The organism is Brevundimonas sp. AVps23W (assembly GCF_058681395.1).
Genome location: NZ_CM178738.1, coordinates 816,100 through 830,637, shown reverse-complemented (window position 1 = coordinate 830,637; position 14,538 = coordinate 816,100). Strand labels below are relative to the sequence as shown.

At 69.1% G+C, this 14,538-nt stretch carries 15 protein-coding genes; 14 read left to right on the top strand and 1 reads right to left on the bottom strand.

Features of this window, described 5'->3' with window-relative positions; all coding sequences use genetic code 11:
• Window positions 1-79 precede the first annotated feature (79 nt).
• Entirely contained in the window at window positions 80-1,285 is a 1,206-nt protein-coding gene (locus ACW177_RS04090) for an NAD(P)/FAD-dependent oxidoreductase (protein ID WP_492027371.1), read from the bottom strand.
• Window positions 1,286-1,576: 291 nt separating this feature from the next.
• Here ACW177_RS04090 and ACW177_RS04085 point away from each other — a divergent pair, with 291 nt between their 5' ends.
• The 14 genes from ACW177_RS04085 to ACW177_RS04020 all read left to right on the top strand — a co-directional run bounded on the left by ACW177_RS04085 (window position 1,577) and on the right by ACW177_RS04020 (window position 14,530).
• Window positions 1,577-1,867: a YerC/YecD family TrpR-related protein gene (locus ACW177_RS04085; RefSeq protein ID WP_304936221.1), complete on the top strand. Its 291-nt coding sequence runs from the start codon at window positions 1,577-1,579 to the stop codon at window positions 1,865-1,867.
• Window positions 1,868-1,877: 10 nt separating this feature from the next.
• On the top strand, window positions 1,878-2,759 hold the full coding sequence (hisG, locus tag ACW177_RS04080) for an ATP phosphoribosyltransferase (RefSeq protein ID WP_492027370.1): 882 nt from the start codon (window positions 1,878-1,880) through the stop codon (window positions 2,757-2,759).
• The gene (hisD, locus tag ACW177_RS04075; protein ID WP_492027369.1) at window positions 2,759-4,066 is read left to right on the top strand and encodes a histidinol dehydrogenase; all 1,308 of its coding nucleotides are present in this window, start codon (window positions 2,759-2,761) and stop codon (window positions 4,064-4,066) included. Before hisG ends, hisD begins: the two co-directional genes overlap by 1 nt.
• Before the next feature lie 151 nt (window positions 4,067-4,217).
• A complete protein-coding gene (gene hisB, locus ACW177_RS04070; RefSeq protein ID WP_492027368.1) occupies window positions 4,218-5,654 on the top strand; it encodes an imidazoleglycerol-phosphate dehydratase HisB in 1,437 nt (478 codons plus the stop codon).
• Window positions 5,654-5,803, top strand: a complete 150-nt coding sequence (locus ACW177_RS04065) for a hypothetical protein (RefSeq protein WP_492027367.1) — start codon at window positions 5,654-5,656, stop codon at window positions 5,801-5,803. The genes hisB and ACW177_RS04065 overlap by 1 nt, the downstream gene beginning before the upstream one ends.
• Window positions 5,796-6,398 carry an imidazole glycerol phosphate synthase subunit HisH gene (gene hisH / locus ACW177_RS04060; RefSeq protein WP_492027366.1) on the top strand — a complete coding sequence of 201 codons (603 nt, stop codon included), beginning with the start codon at window positions 5,796-5,798 and terminating at the stop codon, window positions 6,396-6,398. The genes ACW177_RS04065 and hisH overlap by 8 nt, the downstream gene beginning before the upstream one ends.
• 145 nt (window positions 6,399-6,543) lie before the next feature.
• Window positions 6,544-7,275: a 1-(5-phosphoribosyl)-5-[(5-phosphoribosylamino)methylideneamino]imidazole-4-carboxamide isomerase gene (hisA, locus tag ACW177_RS04055; RefSeq protein ID WP_492027365.1), complete on the top strand. Its 732-nt coding sequence runs from the start codon at window positions 6,544-6,546 to the stop codon at window positions 7,273-7,275.
• Window positions 7,276-7,306: 31 nt separating this feature from the next.
• Window positions 7,307-8,074, top strand: coding sequence for an imidazole glycerol phosphate synthase subunit HisF (gene hisF / locus ACW177_RS04050; RefSeq protein ID WP_492027364.1), 768 nt, complete (start codon window positions 7,307-7,309; stop codon window positions 8,072-8,074).
• Window positions 8,075-8,218: 144 nt separating this feature from the next.
• Window positions 8,219-8,848 (top strand): bifunctional phosphoribosyl-AMP cyclohydrolase/phosphoribosyl-ATP diphosphatase HisIE, encoded by a 630-nt coding sequence (gene hisIE / locus ACW177_RS04045; protein WP_492027363.1) that lies wholly within the window; start codon window positions 8,219-8,221, stop codon window positions 8,846-8,848.
• 43 nt (window positions 8,849-8,891) lie between these two features.
• Window positions 8,892-10,349, top strand: coding sequence for a glucose-6-phosphate dehydrogenase (gene zwf / locus ACW177_RS04040; RefSeq protein WP_492027362.1), 1,458 nt, complete (start codon window positions 8,892-8,894; stop codon window positions 10,347-10,349).
• Window positions 10,350-10,541: 192 nt separating this feature from the next.
• Window positions 10,542-11,252, top strand: coding sequence for a 6-phosphogluconolactonase (gene pgl, locus ACW177_RS04035; protein ID WP_492027361.1), 711 nt, complete (start codon window positions 10,542-10,544; stop codon window positions 11,250-11,252).
• 1 nt (window position 11,253) lies between these two features.
• Complete coding sequence (gene edd / locus ACW177_RS04030) at window positions 11,254-13,143, top strand: phosphogluconate dehydratase (protein WP_492027360.1); 1,890 nt, start codon at window positions 11,254-11,256, stop codon at window positions 13,141-13,143.
• A 29-nt stretch (window positions 13,144-13,172) separates the two neighbouring features.
• On the top strand, window positions 13,173-14,144 hold the full coding sequence (gene glk / locus ACW177_RS04025; protein ID WP_492027359.1) for a glucokinase: 972 nt from the start codon (window positions 13,173-13,175) through the stop codon (window positions 14,142-14,144).
• A gap of 80 nt (window positions 14,145-14,224) precedes the next feature.
• On the top strand, window positions 14,225-14,530 hold the full coding sequence (locus tag ACW177_RS04020) for a hypothetical protein (protein ID WP_492027358.1): 306 nt from the start codon (window positions 14,225-14,227) through the stop codon (window positions 14,528-14,530).
• Window positions 14,531-14,538: the final 8 nt, after the last annotated feature.

Here is a 14,538-nt window from a genome sequence, read left to right as displayed (position 1 = left end):
CCGTGCAGCCCTGCCGGGCCGCCCCCACCCGGTCGCTCCGCGACCGCCCTCCCCCGCAGGGGGAGGGAGAAGGCCTGTGTCACACCCCCACCGCCTTCATCGAAACCGAGACGTCCGCCAGCTTCGCCACATCCACCGGCGTCCCCTTCCCGATCAGCTGTTTGCCCGCCATGAACTCCGGCGGCGCATTGACCGCCTCGACGCAGACCACTCGGTCCCCGTTCAGGTGAAACACCGCAAATCCCCCCGCCGTCGGATCGCCCCGCACCACCTGACGATCCGCATCGAACGTCAGACCCGCGATCTGAAGCTTGAAGTCATATTGATCGGACCAGAACCACGGAACCTCGGCCGCCGGCCCCGGTCGTCCGACGATGGCCGCCGCCGCCTGCTTGGCCTGTTCCAGCGCATTGGACACGCTCTCCAGCCGGCGCGACACCCCGCCGTGAACCGGAACCGGCCGCCGCGTCATGTCGCCGACGGCGAAGACGGCCGGATCGCTGGTTCGCGCCTGATCGTCCACCACCACCCCGTCGTCGCATCTCAGACCCGCCGACCGCGCCAGGCTGTCGCACGCCAGGGCGCCGACCCCGACCAGCACCGCATCCGCTTGCACCACCGATCCGTCCGCCAGGGTCACGCCGTGAGGGGCCACGGCGACCACCTCGGCCCCGGTCATAATCTCGACCCCGTGCGCCCGATGCTGGGCGATGAAGAAGGCCGACAAGGTCTCGGACGCCACCCGCGCCAGCACGCGCGGCGCGCGTTCGATCACCACCGCCTCGGCGCCCAGGGCCCGGGCCGAAGCCGCCGCCTCCAAGCCGACATAGCCGCCGCCGACCACCGCCAGCCGCTTGCCCGGCCCCAGCACGGCCTTCAGCCGTTCCGCGTCCTTCAGTGTCCGCAGCTCCAGCAGTTCGGGATGATCCCCGCCCGGCACCGGCAGTTTGCGCGCCGTCGATCCCGTCGCCAGCACCAGGACGTCATAGGTCTCGGACGCCCCGTCATGGAAGGCGACCGTCTTCGCCTCCGGATCCACCGACACGGCGACCGTCGACGGCCGGAACTCGATGCCCTGTTCTTCATAGAAGCTCAGCGGCCGCAGCAGCAGCGCCTCCAGATCCGCCTCGCCCTTCAGCCAGGCCTTGGACAGGGGCGGCCGCTGATACGGCGGCGCATCCTCCTCGCCCGCCAGCACGATCGGGCCTTCATGGCCGTATTGCCGCAGAAAGGCCGCGACGGAGCCGCCGGCGTGGCCGGCGCCGATGATCAGGATCTTGGTCATAAGGTGTGATGTAGAGCGGCGAGTGGCGAGTGGCGAGTGGCGGATCAGTGAAGAGTGCTAGTGAGCAAGAGATGAGCCCTCCTCCCCGACCGTCATCCTAGGGCTTGTCCCTAGGATCCATACACCCGGTGTCGCCGACCGCGCACTCTGCGGACACACCGGGCGTATGGATCCTCGCCACGAGGGCGAGGATGACGGAATTGGGTGGACCGCCCCCGCTCACTCCTCGCTCACCCCTTGCTCACCAAACGCCCCTTGACCGTTCCACTGTTACAGCATAGTGGAACGCGCATGACGACCCCGCCCGCCCGCGACGCCCTCCATGACGCCCTGCTGTCGATGCAGACGCGCGAGGAGATCGACGCCTTCCTCGCCGATCTGTGCACCCCGGCGGAACTGCGCGCCTTCACCGAGCGCTGGCAGGTGGCGCGCCTGCTCGACGCCGGCGGCAAATCCTATCGCGAGATCGCGGCCGAGGCTCACGCCAGCCCCACCACCGTCGTCCGCGTCGCCCGTTATCTCAAAGACATGCCGCACCAGGGCTACCGCATCGCCCTAGACCGCCTGAAGAACACGAACTGAGTATCCGAACATGAGCACCGTCCAAGGCCGGCTTCGCATCGCCGTCCAGAAATCCGGCCGTCTGGCCGACCGCAGCCTCGACCTGATCCGCGACGCGGGTCTGAAATGGGTCAAGGGCCACAACGACCTGCTGTATCGGGTCGAGAACTATCCAATCGACCTGCTGCGGGTCCGCGACGACGACATCCCCACCTTCGTGGCCGACGGTGTCTGCGACCTGGGGATCGTCGGCGAGAATGTGCTGGAGGAAGGCCGCAACGGCGGCCCCAACGCCTCGGTCGTCATGCCCCTGGGCTTTGGCCGCTGCACCCTGAAGATCGCCACCCCCCCGAGCCTGGCCTATGAGGGCCCGGCCTCGCTGGACGGGCTGCGCATCGCCACCTCCTATCCCAAGATCCTGCGCCGCTTCCTAGACGAGCGGGGGGTCAAGGCGGACATCGTCGTCATGCGCGGCGCCGTCGAGGTCGCCCCCCGGCTGAAACTGGCCGCCGCCATCTGCGACCTGGTTTCGACCGGCGCGACGCTGGAGGCCAACGGCCTGGGCGCCAAGGACATGGTGCTGGAAAGCCAGGCCGTCCTGATCCAGTCCCCCGTCGCGCCCGAGCCCGCCCTGCAACACCTGCTGGACAGCGTCATCGAGCGGATGTCGGGCGTCGTGTCCTCGCAAGGCGCCAAATACGTCATGCTGAACGCCCCGCGTTCGGCGCTGGATGAGATCACCGCCATCCTGCCCGGCGCCGGTTCGCCCACCGTCATGCCGCTGATGGGCCGCGACGACGCCGTCGCCGTCCACGCCGTCTGTCAGGAGGCCGTCTTCTGGGAGACACTGGAGAAGCTGAAGGCCGCCGGCGCCTCGGCCATCCTGGTCCTGCCCATCGAGAAGATGATGTGATGAAGCTGATCGACTGGTCTTCTCTCGACGCCGCCGGAAAGAAGGCGGCTCTCGCCCGCCCGGCCCAGCGCACCGCCGGCGACGTGACCGAGGTGGTCCGGACCATTCTGGACGACGTGCGGATGCGCGGCGGCGCCGCGGTCACCGACTGGTGCCTGAAGCTGGACAAGGCCCCGCCCCGTCGCGTCGCCATCACGCCCGAGGCCGTGGCCGAGGCCCGCAACGCCCTGCCCCCCGGCGACGTGCGCGCCCTGCGCATGGCGGCCGAGAATGTCCGCGTCTTCCACCAGGCGACCAAGCCGGAGGACACCCCCTTCGTCGAGACCACCCCCGGCGTGCGCTCCAAACTGGCCTGGCGTCCCATCGCCTCGGCCGGCCTCTATATCCCCGGCGGCACCGCGCCCCTGTTCTCGTCCCTGCTGATGCTGGCCATCCCGGCCGGCGTCGCCGGCGTGGGCCAGCGCGTCGCCGTCACGCCGCCCTCGAAGGACGGCGGCGTTCACCCCGCCATGATCCTGGCCGCCGCCGAGGCCGAGCTGGACGCGATCTGGCTGATGGGCGGGGCCCAGGCCATCGCCGCCCTGACCTTCGGCGTCGAGCTGGAGGACGGGATCATCCCCGCCTGCGACAAGCTGTTCGGCCCCGGCAACGCCTATGTCGCCGAGGCCAAGAAACAGGCGTCTGCTCTTCCGGGCGGCCCCGCCGTCGACATGCCCGCCGGCCCGTCTGAACTGATGGTCATCGTCGACCGCGACGCAGCCCCCGAGATCGCCGCCGCCGACCTGCTCAGCCAGGCCGAGCACGACGCCGACGCCCAGGTCATCCTGGTCTCCACCAGCCGCGCCACCATCGACTACATCCTGTCGGAGGTTGAGGTTCAGGTCGCGACCCTGCCGCGCGAAGCCATCGCCCGCGCCTCGCTGAACGAGGCCCGCGCCATCCTGGTCCGTGACCTAGACGCCGCCGCAGAGGTCGCCAACCTGTATGGCCCTGAACACCTGGCGATCCAGATCGACGACCCCGAACCCCTGGTGGATTCGATCAAGGCCGCCGGCGCCGTCTTCGTCGGCCGGTTCGCCGCCGAGACCCTGGGCGACTACGCCGCCGGCCCCAGCCACGTTCTGCCGACCGACGGCGGCGCCCGCACCCTGGGCGGCGTCACCACGTCCAGCTTCATGACCACCATGTCGGTCCAGCTGGTCAGCGAAGCCGGCGCCCGCGCCCTGGCCCCCATCGCCGCCCGCCTGGCCCGGATGGAGGGCCTCGAAGCCCACGCCCGCGCCGCAGACCTGAGGGCCGAAGGATGAGTGTCGTCAGAGCGGGTTCAGTGAGGAGTGCTAGTGAGCGAAGAAGTGAGCGAGATCGCGCCGCCTTCACCGCTCTGAAGCTCACCTCTTGCTCACTAGCACTCCTCACCCAGACAAGCCTCACCCCGGCCCTCCCCTACGGAGCCGCCCAATGACCCTGCCCGCCCCCTATCCCCCGCTGGTCTCCGGCGGCGACGGCCTGGACCGCTATCCCGGCGAGCCTGCCGCCCTCGCCGCCCGCATGGCTGCGATCTACGCCGTGCCCGCCGACCAGGTTCTGCCGGTGCGCGGCCTGACCCACGGGCTGGAACTGGCCTATCGCCTCGCCGCCCGCGACGGCGGTTCGGTCGAGGCGCCCAAGGCCGAACCCTATGACAGTCTCGCCGCCATCTATCCGGCCAAGGGCGAACCCGCCCCAGAAGCAAGTATCGTCGTCATCCGCGCCCTCGGCTCGCCCGAGGCCGTCGCCGAAATGGCCGCCCGCGTCGCCCCCGCCCTGCTGGTGGTGGACGAGGGCCTGATCGAATTCTCCGACAGCGTCTCGGCCGCCACCGTCGTCGCCGACCAGCCGAACCTGGTCGTGCTGCGCAGCCTTTCCCTGGCCTATGGTTTAGCCGGCGCCCGCGTCGGCGCTGCCATAGCCCAGGCCCCGACCCTGGACCGCCTGGCCTCGGTCCTCGAACCCTACGCCCTCCCAGAACCCCTGGTGCGGTTGGCGCAACAGGCGCTGGACCCGTCGCGGATGATCGAGACCGCCGAGCGGATCGCCTCGGTCCGGCGTGAGCGCGAGCGGATCGCCCGCGAACTGGCCCGCCAGATGCCGGTCGAACCCGGCGTCGGCCCCATTGTCATGGCCCGGCCGGAAGACCCCGCCGCCGCCCTGGCTGCGTTGGCCACCTATGGCGTCGCGGCCGACCTGTCCGGCGAGCGCCTGCGCCTGCCCGTCTCGATCAAGCCCGAGGTCAACGACCGGCTGCTGGCCGCCTTCGGCCTGACGCCCGCCAAGCGCCGACCCGCCCGCGTCGGCCAAGCCGTGCGCGATACGAAAGAGACCCGTATCGTCTGCGCCGTCGATCTGGACGCCCCCAGCCCCATCAAGATCGAGACCGGCGTCGGCTTCTTCGACCATATGCTGGAGCAGATCGCGGCCCACGGCGGCTTCTCCCTGCGGCTTCAGTGCGAGGGCGACCTGCACACCGACCCGCACCACACGATCGAGGACAGCGCCATCGCCCTGGGCCAGGCGCTGAAACAGGCGTTGGGCGAGCGCAAGGGCATCGCTCGCTACGGCTTCGTCCTGCCGATGGACGAGGCCAACGCCACCGTCTCCATCGACCTGTCCGGTCGTCCCTATCCGCTGTTCGAAGGGACGTTCGACACCCCCTTCATCGGCGACTACCGCACCGACCTGACGGCCCACGTCTTCCGCTCCCTGGCCGAGGCCATGGGCGCCGCGGTCCACATCTCGGTCACGGGCCAGGACGACCACCACAAGACCGAGGCCGTCTACAAGGCCTTCGGCCGCGCCCTGCGCCAGGCCATCCGGGTCGAGGGCGACGCGGTGCCGTCCACCAAGGGGGTGCTGTGATGGGTATTCAAGCTCCGCTCATTCCCGCGAAAGCGGGGACCCAGTTCTTTCCGATCACCACCGCCTGGATCAACGTCCTGCGCTTCACCACCGCCTATCGCCCAAAACACTGGGTCCCCGCTTTCGCGGGGATGAGCGGACATGGGTGAAGTCGCAATAGTGAGCTATGGCGCCGGCAACGTCGCCTCGGTCCAGTTCGCGCTCGAGCGTCTGGGCGCAACCGTGCGCCTGACCGACGATCCCGCCGTAATCGCCGAGGCCGAACGGGTCATCCTGCCCGGCGTCGGCGCGGCCGGCTACGCCATGAGCCGCCTGTCGGAACTGGGCCTGATCGAACCGATCCGCGCCTTCCCCCGTCCCCTGCTGGGCGTCTGCCTGGGCCAGCAACTGCTGTTCGAAACCAGCCAGGAGGGCGAGGGCGTCGATCTGCTGGGCTTCATCCCCGGCGCCGTGTCCCGGCTGGAGCCGGCGGGCGCCCTGCCCGTGCCGCATATGGGCTGGAGCCGGCTGACGCGCGACCGCGACGACCCGCTGCTGGAGGGGGTGGCCGACGGGGCCTACGCCTATTTCGTCCATAGCTATGTCTGTCCCGACGGCCCCGCCACCCTGGCCCGCGCCGACTATGGCGGCCCGGTCCCCGCCATGGTCCACGCCGCCAACCGCTGGGGCTGCCAGTTCCACCCCGAACGCTCGGCCGAGGCCGGGGCCATGATTTTGCGGAACTTCCTGCAGGTCGCCGCATGACCCGCGCCGCCTCCCCCTCCCCGTCATCCTCGGGCTTGACCCGAGGACCGGACCATCCGCCGCTCGTGCGAACGAGGCCCCGCACGAACCGATCCACGCCCGATCCTCGGGTCAAGCCCGAGGATGACGAACGGAAGCCGACCCCATGCTGATCTATCCCGCCATCGACCTGAAGGACGGCGTCTGCGTGCGCCTGATGCACGGCAAGTTCGACCAGGTGACGCAATATGACGAACAGCCCGCCGCCCGCCTCAGCGCCTTCGCGGCCGAGGGCGCCGAGTGGATTCACATCGTCGATCTGGACGGCGCCGAGGCCGGCGAGGCCATGCAGCACGCCCTGATCGGCGACCTGACCAAGGCCATCCAAGTCAAGATCCAGTCCGGCGGCGGCGTCCGCGGCGCCAATGACGTGGCCAAGCTGCTGGAAGCCGGGGTGTCGCGTGTCGTCGTCGGCTCCCTGGCGGTGACCCAGCCCAATGACGTCGCCGCCTGGCTCAAGGGTTTCGGCGTCGAGCAGATCACCCTGGCCCTGGACGTCAAGATCGAGGACGGCGTGCCCGTTCCCGCCCTGAAGGGCTGGACCCAGTCGTCGGGCGTCACCCTCTGGGAGGCGCTGGATCGTTATCCCAAGGGGACGGCCAAACACCTGCTGGTCACCGACGTCGGCCGCGACGGCGCCATGACCGGCCCCAATCTGGAACTGCTGGCCGAAATCCGCCGCCGTCGCCCGGATTTGGTGCTGCAGGCCTCAGGCGGCGTCTCGTCGCTGGAGGATCTCGCGGCGGTCAAGGCCCTGGGCTGCAACGGCGCCATCGTCGGCCGCGCCCTGTACGAGAACCGCTTCACCCTGCCCGAAGCCATAGCGACGGCGGCATGACCGCCCATTCTTTTGACAAGAGGGCGGTCCGATGACCGCCCGGCGTATAATCCCCTGCCTGGACGTCAAGGACGGCCGGGTGGTCAAGGGCGTGAAGTTCGTCGGCCATACCGACATGGGCGACGCCGCGGAGCTGGCCGCCCGTTACCGCGACGCGGGCGCCGACGAACTGGTCTTCTACGACATCACCGCCAGCCCCGAGGGCCGGACGCTGGACTATGGCTGGATCAAGGATATCGCCCGGCTGCTGGACATCCCCTTCTGCGTCGCCGGCGGCATCCGCAGCGTCGATCAGGCCGCCCGCTGCCTCGACCACGGGGCGGACAAGGTGTCGATCAACTCCCCCGCCCTGGAACGTCCCGAGCTGATCGCCGAAATGGCCGCGCGCCTGGGCAGCCAGTGCGTCGTCGTCGGCGTCGACAGTCGTCTGGAAGACGGCGAATGGGTGGTCCACAAATACACCGGCGACCCCGACGCGCGCCGCCGCGCCGGCAAACGCACTCTGGACTGGCTGGACGAGGCCCAGGGCCTGGGCGCCGGCGAGATCGTGCTGAACTGCATCGACCAGGACGGGGTTCGACGCGGCTACGACATTGAACAACTGTCCGCCGCCCGCGCGCGCCTGACCATCCCCCTGATCGCCTCGGGCGGCGCCGGCGCCCCCGAGCATTTCAAGGCCGTGTTCGAACAATCGGACGTCTCCGGCGCCCTCGCCGCCAGCGTCTTCCACACTGGCGCGATAGCCATCCCCGACTTGAAGGCCTATCTCGCGGGCGAAGGCCTGGAGATGAGATTGTGATTTTAGATCTCCGCTCATCCCCGCGAAAGCGGGGACCCAGTGCTTTGGGCGATCATCCTCGCCCCTTTGGCACAGAGCCCTATCCAAGACCCGTCAGACAACAGAACTGGGTCCCCGCTTTCGCGGGGATGAGCGGTGAATAAAATGATCGACCCCAACACCATCGACTTCACCAAGGGCGACGGCCTGGTCCCCGTCGTGGTGCAGGACGCCGCCACGCTCCAGGTCCTGACCCTAGCCTATATGGACCGCGCCGCCCTGGACGAGACCATCCAGTCCGGCGAGGCCACCTTCTTCTCCCGCTCGCGCGGCGGACGCTGGCGCAAGGGCGAGACCTCGGGCGACCGGCTGCACGTCGTCGGCATCACGGCCGACTGCGACAGCGACGCCCTGGTCCTGGCGGTCAATCCGGTCGGCGACGCCTGCCACCTGCACCGCACCAGCTGTTTCGGCGAGGCTGACGCGCCGGGCCTGGGCCGCATCGCCCGGCTGGAACGCACCATCGCCGAACGCGCGGCCGCCGATCCGTCCGAAAGCTGGACCGCCCGGCTGATCGCAGAAGGCCCGAAACGCATCGCCCAGAAGGTCGGCGAAGAGGGCGTCGAGACGGCTCTTGCCGGCGTCGCGGGTCCCGACGAGGAACTCGCCAGCGAGGCGGCGGATTTGATCTATCACCTCTTGGTGCTTCTCCACGTCCGTAACATGGTGTTTCAGGACGTGCTGGACGTGTTGGCCTCCAGAGCGGAAGCGGGCAAAGCGACGCCCAGACCATAAAAGGCGATGGGTTCCGGAAAACGGGACCGTTCAGGGGACAAACATGGCGGCTCTCATTCTGTTCGGCGGCGGCGGCGATCTGGCGATGCGCATGCTGTTGCCGTCGCTCTATTTCCTCGAGCACGACGGGCTCCTGCCGGACGATCTCAAGATCATCGGCGCCGCCCGTTCCGAAGAAACCGCCGACGAATATGTCGCCAAGGTCCATGACGCCGTGAAGGCCAAGGCCGAGGCGGACAAGGCCTGGGACGACCATAGCTGGGCCAAGATGAAGGCCCGCCTCGACTATCTGGCCGTTGACGCCACCGATCCCGCCAGCCTGAAGGGCCTGAAGGATCGCGTCGGCGACGGCGAGGTCACCTCCTTCCTGGCCGTCTCGCCCTCGCTGTACGGTCGTATCGTCACGGCGATGAAGACGGCGGGCCTGGCCGAGCGCAACTGCCGCATCGTGCTGGAAAAGCCGGTCGGCCGCGACCTCAAGTCCTTCCTCGAGATCGACGACGCCGTGGCCCACGCCTTCCGCGAGGACCAGGTGTTCCGCATCGACCACTATCTGGGCAAGGAGACGGTCCAGAACCTGACGGCGCTTCGCTTCGGCAACACCATTTTCGAGCCGCTGTGGAACAATCTGACCATCGACCACGTCCAGATCACCATTGGTGAGACAGTCGGCGTCGGCGACCGCTGGCCCTATTACGACGAGTACGGCGCGCTGCGCGACATGCTCCAGAACCACATGCTCCAGCTGCTGTGCCTGGTCGCCATGGAGCCGCCCTCGGACCTGGATCCGGAATCGCTCCGCAACGAAAAGGTCAAGGTGCTGCGGTCCCTGCGCCCCATCACCCACGAGGAGGCGGAACGCGTCACCGTGCGCGGCCAGTATGTGGCGGGCGTGTCCGAGGGCAAGCCGGCCAAGGGCTATGACGAGGAGCGCGGCGCCGATTCCGACACCGAGACCTTCGTCGCCATCCGCGCCGACATCGACAACTGGCGCTGGGCCGGGGTGCCCTTCTTCATGCGGACCGGCAAGCGGCTGCCTGAGAAGCGCACCGAGATCGTCATCCAGTTCAAGCCCGTCCCCCATTCCATCTTCGACAACGAAGAGGGCGAGGCGCCGGCCAACCGCATGATCATCGAGCTTCAGCCCGAGGAAGACATCTCCCTGACGGTGATGAACAAGCGCCCTGGCCTGGACAGCCGGATGCAGCTCCAGCCCATCACCATGAGCCTGTCCTGGGGGGTGGACGGCAAGTCCGCCGCCCCGCCGCGCCGCCGCATCGCCTATGAGCGTCTGCTGCTGGACGCCATGCACGGCGACTCCACCCTGTTCGTCCGTCGCGACGAAGCCGAACAGGCCTGGAAATGGGTGGACGAGGTCGCCGAGGCCTGGGCCGAGTCCGGCCTGAAGCCCGACGAATATGTCGCCGGCACCTGGGGCCCCGACAGCGCCGACATGCTGATGATGCGCACCGGCCGCGACTGGAACACGACCGATGCGTGATCCCCTTCTTTCGTCATCCTCCGGCCGGCGCAGCCGGACCGGGGGACCCAGCGGCGCGCGAGAGCGCGAACCTGTCGCGGACGAATTCGTATCCGCCATTTCGCCTGCGCTGCGCTACGGCGCCGCTGGGTCCCCCGGTCTGCGCCGCGAAGGCGCGGCTTGCCGGAGGATGACGAAAGGAAGGAAGAGCCAATGACCCATCCCATCGAAACCTTCCCCACCGTCGACGCCTGGGCCGAGGCCATCGCTGCGCGCCTGTCCGAGACCCTGGGCGCCGCCGTGCGCGACAACGGCCGGGCCGTCTTCGCCGGTCCCGGCGGCACGACCCCCGCCCCCGTCTATCGCCGCCTCGCCGCGACCGACCTGGACTGGGCGAAGATCGCCGTCACCCTGGTGGATGAGCGCTACGTCCCCGAGACCTCCCCTGAGTCCAACGCCCGGCTGATCCGCGACGTCCTGCTACAGGACAAGGCCGCCGCCGGCCGCTTCATCCCCCTCTATACGCCCGAGGTCACGGTCGATCGCGCCGCCATCGTCGCCGCCCACGCCCTGGCCGACGCAGGCGGACGTTTCGACGCGGTCCTTCTCGGCATGGGGGAGGATGGCCATATCTGTTCCATGTTCCCCAACAGCCCCACCCTGAAGACCCTGCTGACCCCGACGCTAAAGCCGACGGTCCTGGGCGTGCCCCACGGCCGCGACGGCGCCGCGCCGACCATCGAGCGCCTGTCGATCAACCTGCCCTATCTGATGTCCGCCGGTCGGGTGATCCTGGGCCTGAAGGGCGAGGCCAAACGCCGCGTGTTCGAGCAGGAGGCCCAGGGCGATCCCAAGGTCCAGCCCATCGCCGCCCTGATCGCCGCAGGCGTCCCGCTTGAAGTTCTGTACACGGAAGCCAGCTGACATGACCCTGCACCCCACGGTGGCCGCGGTCACCGCCCGGATCGTCGAGAAGAGCCGCGCCACCCGCGCCGACTACATCCGTCGCATGGACGCCGCCCGCGACAGCGGGACCGGCCGCGCCAAGCTGAGCTGCGCCAACTGGGCCCACGCCTTCGCCGGCCAGACCATCGCCGACAAACTCACTTCGATGGATGGGTCCAAGCCCAATCTGGGCATCGTCACCGCCTATAACGACATGCTGTCGGCCCACCAGCCGTTCGAGCGCTTCCCCGCCGTGGTCCGCGAGGCGGTGCGTCAGGTCGGCGCCACGGCCCAGGTCGCCGGCGGCACCCCCGCCATGTGCGACGGCGTGACGCAAGGCCGCCCCGGCATGGAGCTGTCGCTGTTCAGCCGCGACGTCATCGCCATGTCCACCGGCGTGGCCCTGACGCATGACGCCTTCGACGCCGCCCTGATGCTGGGCGTCTGCGACAAGATCGTGCCCGGCCTGTTCATGGGGGCCCTGGCCTTCGGCCATCTGCCGGTCGTCTTCGCCCCCGCCGGCCCCATGCCCTCTGGCATTCCGAACGCTGAAAAGGCCCGCGTCCGCGCCGAGTACGCCCAGAACAAGGTCGATCGCCAGACCCTGCTGGAAAGCGAGATCGGCTCCTACCACTCGCCCGGCACCTGCACCTTCTACGGCACGGCCAACTCCAATCAGATGATGATGGAGCTGGCGGGCCTGCACATGCCCTCGACCGCCTTCGTCCATCCGGACACCGGCCTGCGCGACGCCCTGACCGCCGCCGCCGCCAAACGCGCCGTCGAACTGGCCCGCAGCGGCGAATGCCGCATGGCCGACGTCATCGACGAGAAGTCCATCGTCAACGCCATCGTCGCCCTGCTGGCCACCGGCGGATCGACCAACCACGCCATCCACCTGGTCGCCATGGCGCGGGCGGCGGGCGTGCTGATCGACTGGACCGACATGGACGAGCTGTCGTCCGTCACCCCCCTGCTGGCCCGCGTCTATCCCAACGGCTCGGCCGATGTGAACGCCTTCCAGGCCGCCGGCGGCGTCGCCTTCGTGGCCCGCGAACTGGCCCAGGCCGGCCACATCCACTCGGACGTCACGACCATTATGGGCAAGGGCATAGAGCCCTATTTCCAGGAGCCGTCGATGGTGGACGGACAGCTGGTTTGGCGCGACGGGGTCAAGGAAAGCCTCGACCTCGACATCCTGCGCCCCGCCTCCAACCCCTTCGACAAGGAGGGCGGTCTGCGCCTGGTCAAGGGAGACCTGGGCCGGGCGGTCATCAAGGTCTCGGCGGTCAAGCCCGAGAACCGCATCGTCGAGGCCCCCGCCGCCGTCTTCGAGACCCAGGAAGACGCGCTGCAAGCCTTCAAGGACGGCAAACTGTTCCGCGACGTCGTCGTGGTCCTGCGCTTCCAGGGACCCAAGGCCAACGGCATGCCCGAACTGCACAGCCTGTCGCCGGCCCTGTCGGTCATCCAGGACAAGGGGTTCAAGGTCGCCTTCGTCACCGACGGCCGCATGTCGGGCGCCAGCGGCAAGACCCCCGCCGCCATCCACGTGTCGCCTGAGGCCCTGGCCGGCGGCCCCCTGGCCCATGTTCAGGAAGGCGACATCATCCGCCTGGACGCCGAGGCCGGGGTTCTGACCACGGTGGGCGTCGGCGACCTGTCGGCCCGCCCCGCCGCCGCACGCTCCTCCGCCAATGCGGCGGGCACGGCCTGGGGCTATGGGCGAGAGCTATTCGGCGCCTTCCGCCACGTCGTCACCACCGCTGAAGAAGGCGCGACTGTCTGCTTCGCCTTCCCCAGCAGCGCCCAATCGCATACGGACACACCTCCCGATCCCAACTTCGTCGACCGGACCGTGGACGCCTGATCCGCCGCACCGACCGCAGGAAACGCCTCATGAATGACAAGACCCTCCTCGTCGGCGACGTCGGCGGCACCAACGCTCGCTTCGCCGTCGCTCGCATGATCGACGGCCGGCCCGTGCTGGACCACCACGAGAGCTTCCCGGCCGAACGCTATCCCACCTTCCTGAAAGGCGTCGCCGCCTTCATCGAGGGCTGCGAGGTCAAGCCGACCGGCGGCGTCATCGCCGTCGCCGGCCCCGTCACCGACGGCGCCATCGACCTGACCAACTCGCCCTGGCAGGTGTCCGAGAGCGAGCTTCAGACCCTGGGCCTCAAGCCGGTCAAGCTGATCAACGATTTCGAGGCCCTGGCCTGGGGCGCCCCCGTGGTGCCGGAAGATCAGCTGGAAAGCCTGGGCGGGCCGGTCGACGGCGATCCGCACGCCACCGTCGCCGTCCTCGGCCCCGGCACCGGCTTCGGCGTCTCGGCCCTGATCCGCGACGCCCACGGCAAGGAAATGGCCATGCCGTCGGAAGGCGGCCACGCCTGCTTCCCCCCCGGCGATCCGGTCGAAGATGAGATCCTGCGCATCCTGCGCCGCCGCTATGACCGCGTCTCCATCGAGCGCCTGATCTGCGGCCCCGGCCTGCTGAACATGCACCGGGCCCTGGCCGAGATCGACGGCCGCGAGACCCATATCGAGGATCCGGCTGAAATCACCAAGGACGCCCTGGCCGATCCCAACAGCCCGTGCGGCGCCACCCTGGCCCGCTTCTGCGCCATCCTGGGCGCGGTCGCCGGCGACATCGCCCTGACCACGGGCGCGCGTGGCGGCGTCTATATCGCCGGCGGCATCGTTCCGCGCATCCTGCCATTCATCAAGGCCAGCCCCTTCCGCCAGCGGTTCGAGCGCAAGGGCCGGTTCAAGGACTATATGTCCGAGATTCCGACCAAGGTGATCATGCACAAACATGCGGCCCTGCTGGGCGCCGCCCGCGTCGCCTTCGCCGAAGCCGAGGGCTGAGGCCTCACGAAAAGCTCACGGCGGCGTGAACCCATCCGCCGCCGTGACGTTTCCTCCGCTCCAAAACGGAAGGAAACGCCATGAAAAAGTTCGCCATCGCCGCCGCCTCGCTGTTCGCTCTGTCGGGCGTCGCCGCCTGCGGTGAAAGCGCCGCGGACCGCGCCGCCGAAAGCCGCGCCGACGCCGTCGAGGCCCAGGGCGAAGCCCGCGCCGACCAGCTGGAAGCCCAGGCCGACGCCGCCCCGACCGACGCCCAGGAAGACGCCCTGAACCGCCAGGCCGACCAGGTCGAGGAAAACGCCGACCGGCGCGCCGACCAGATCGAACAACAGGGCGGCAACCCCGACCGCGGCATGACCACCCACAACACCCCGACCAAGAACTAAGGTCGGCG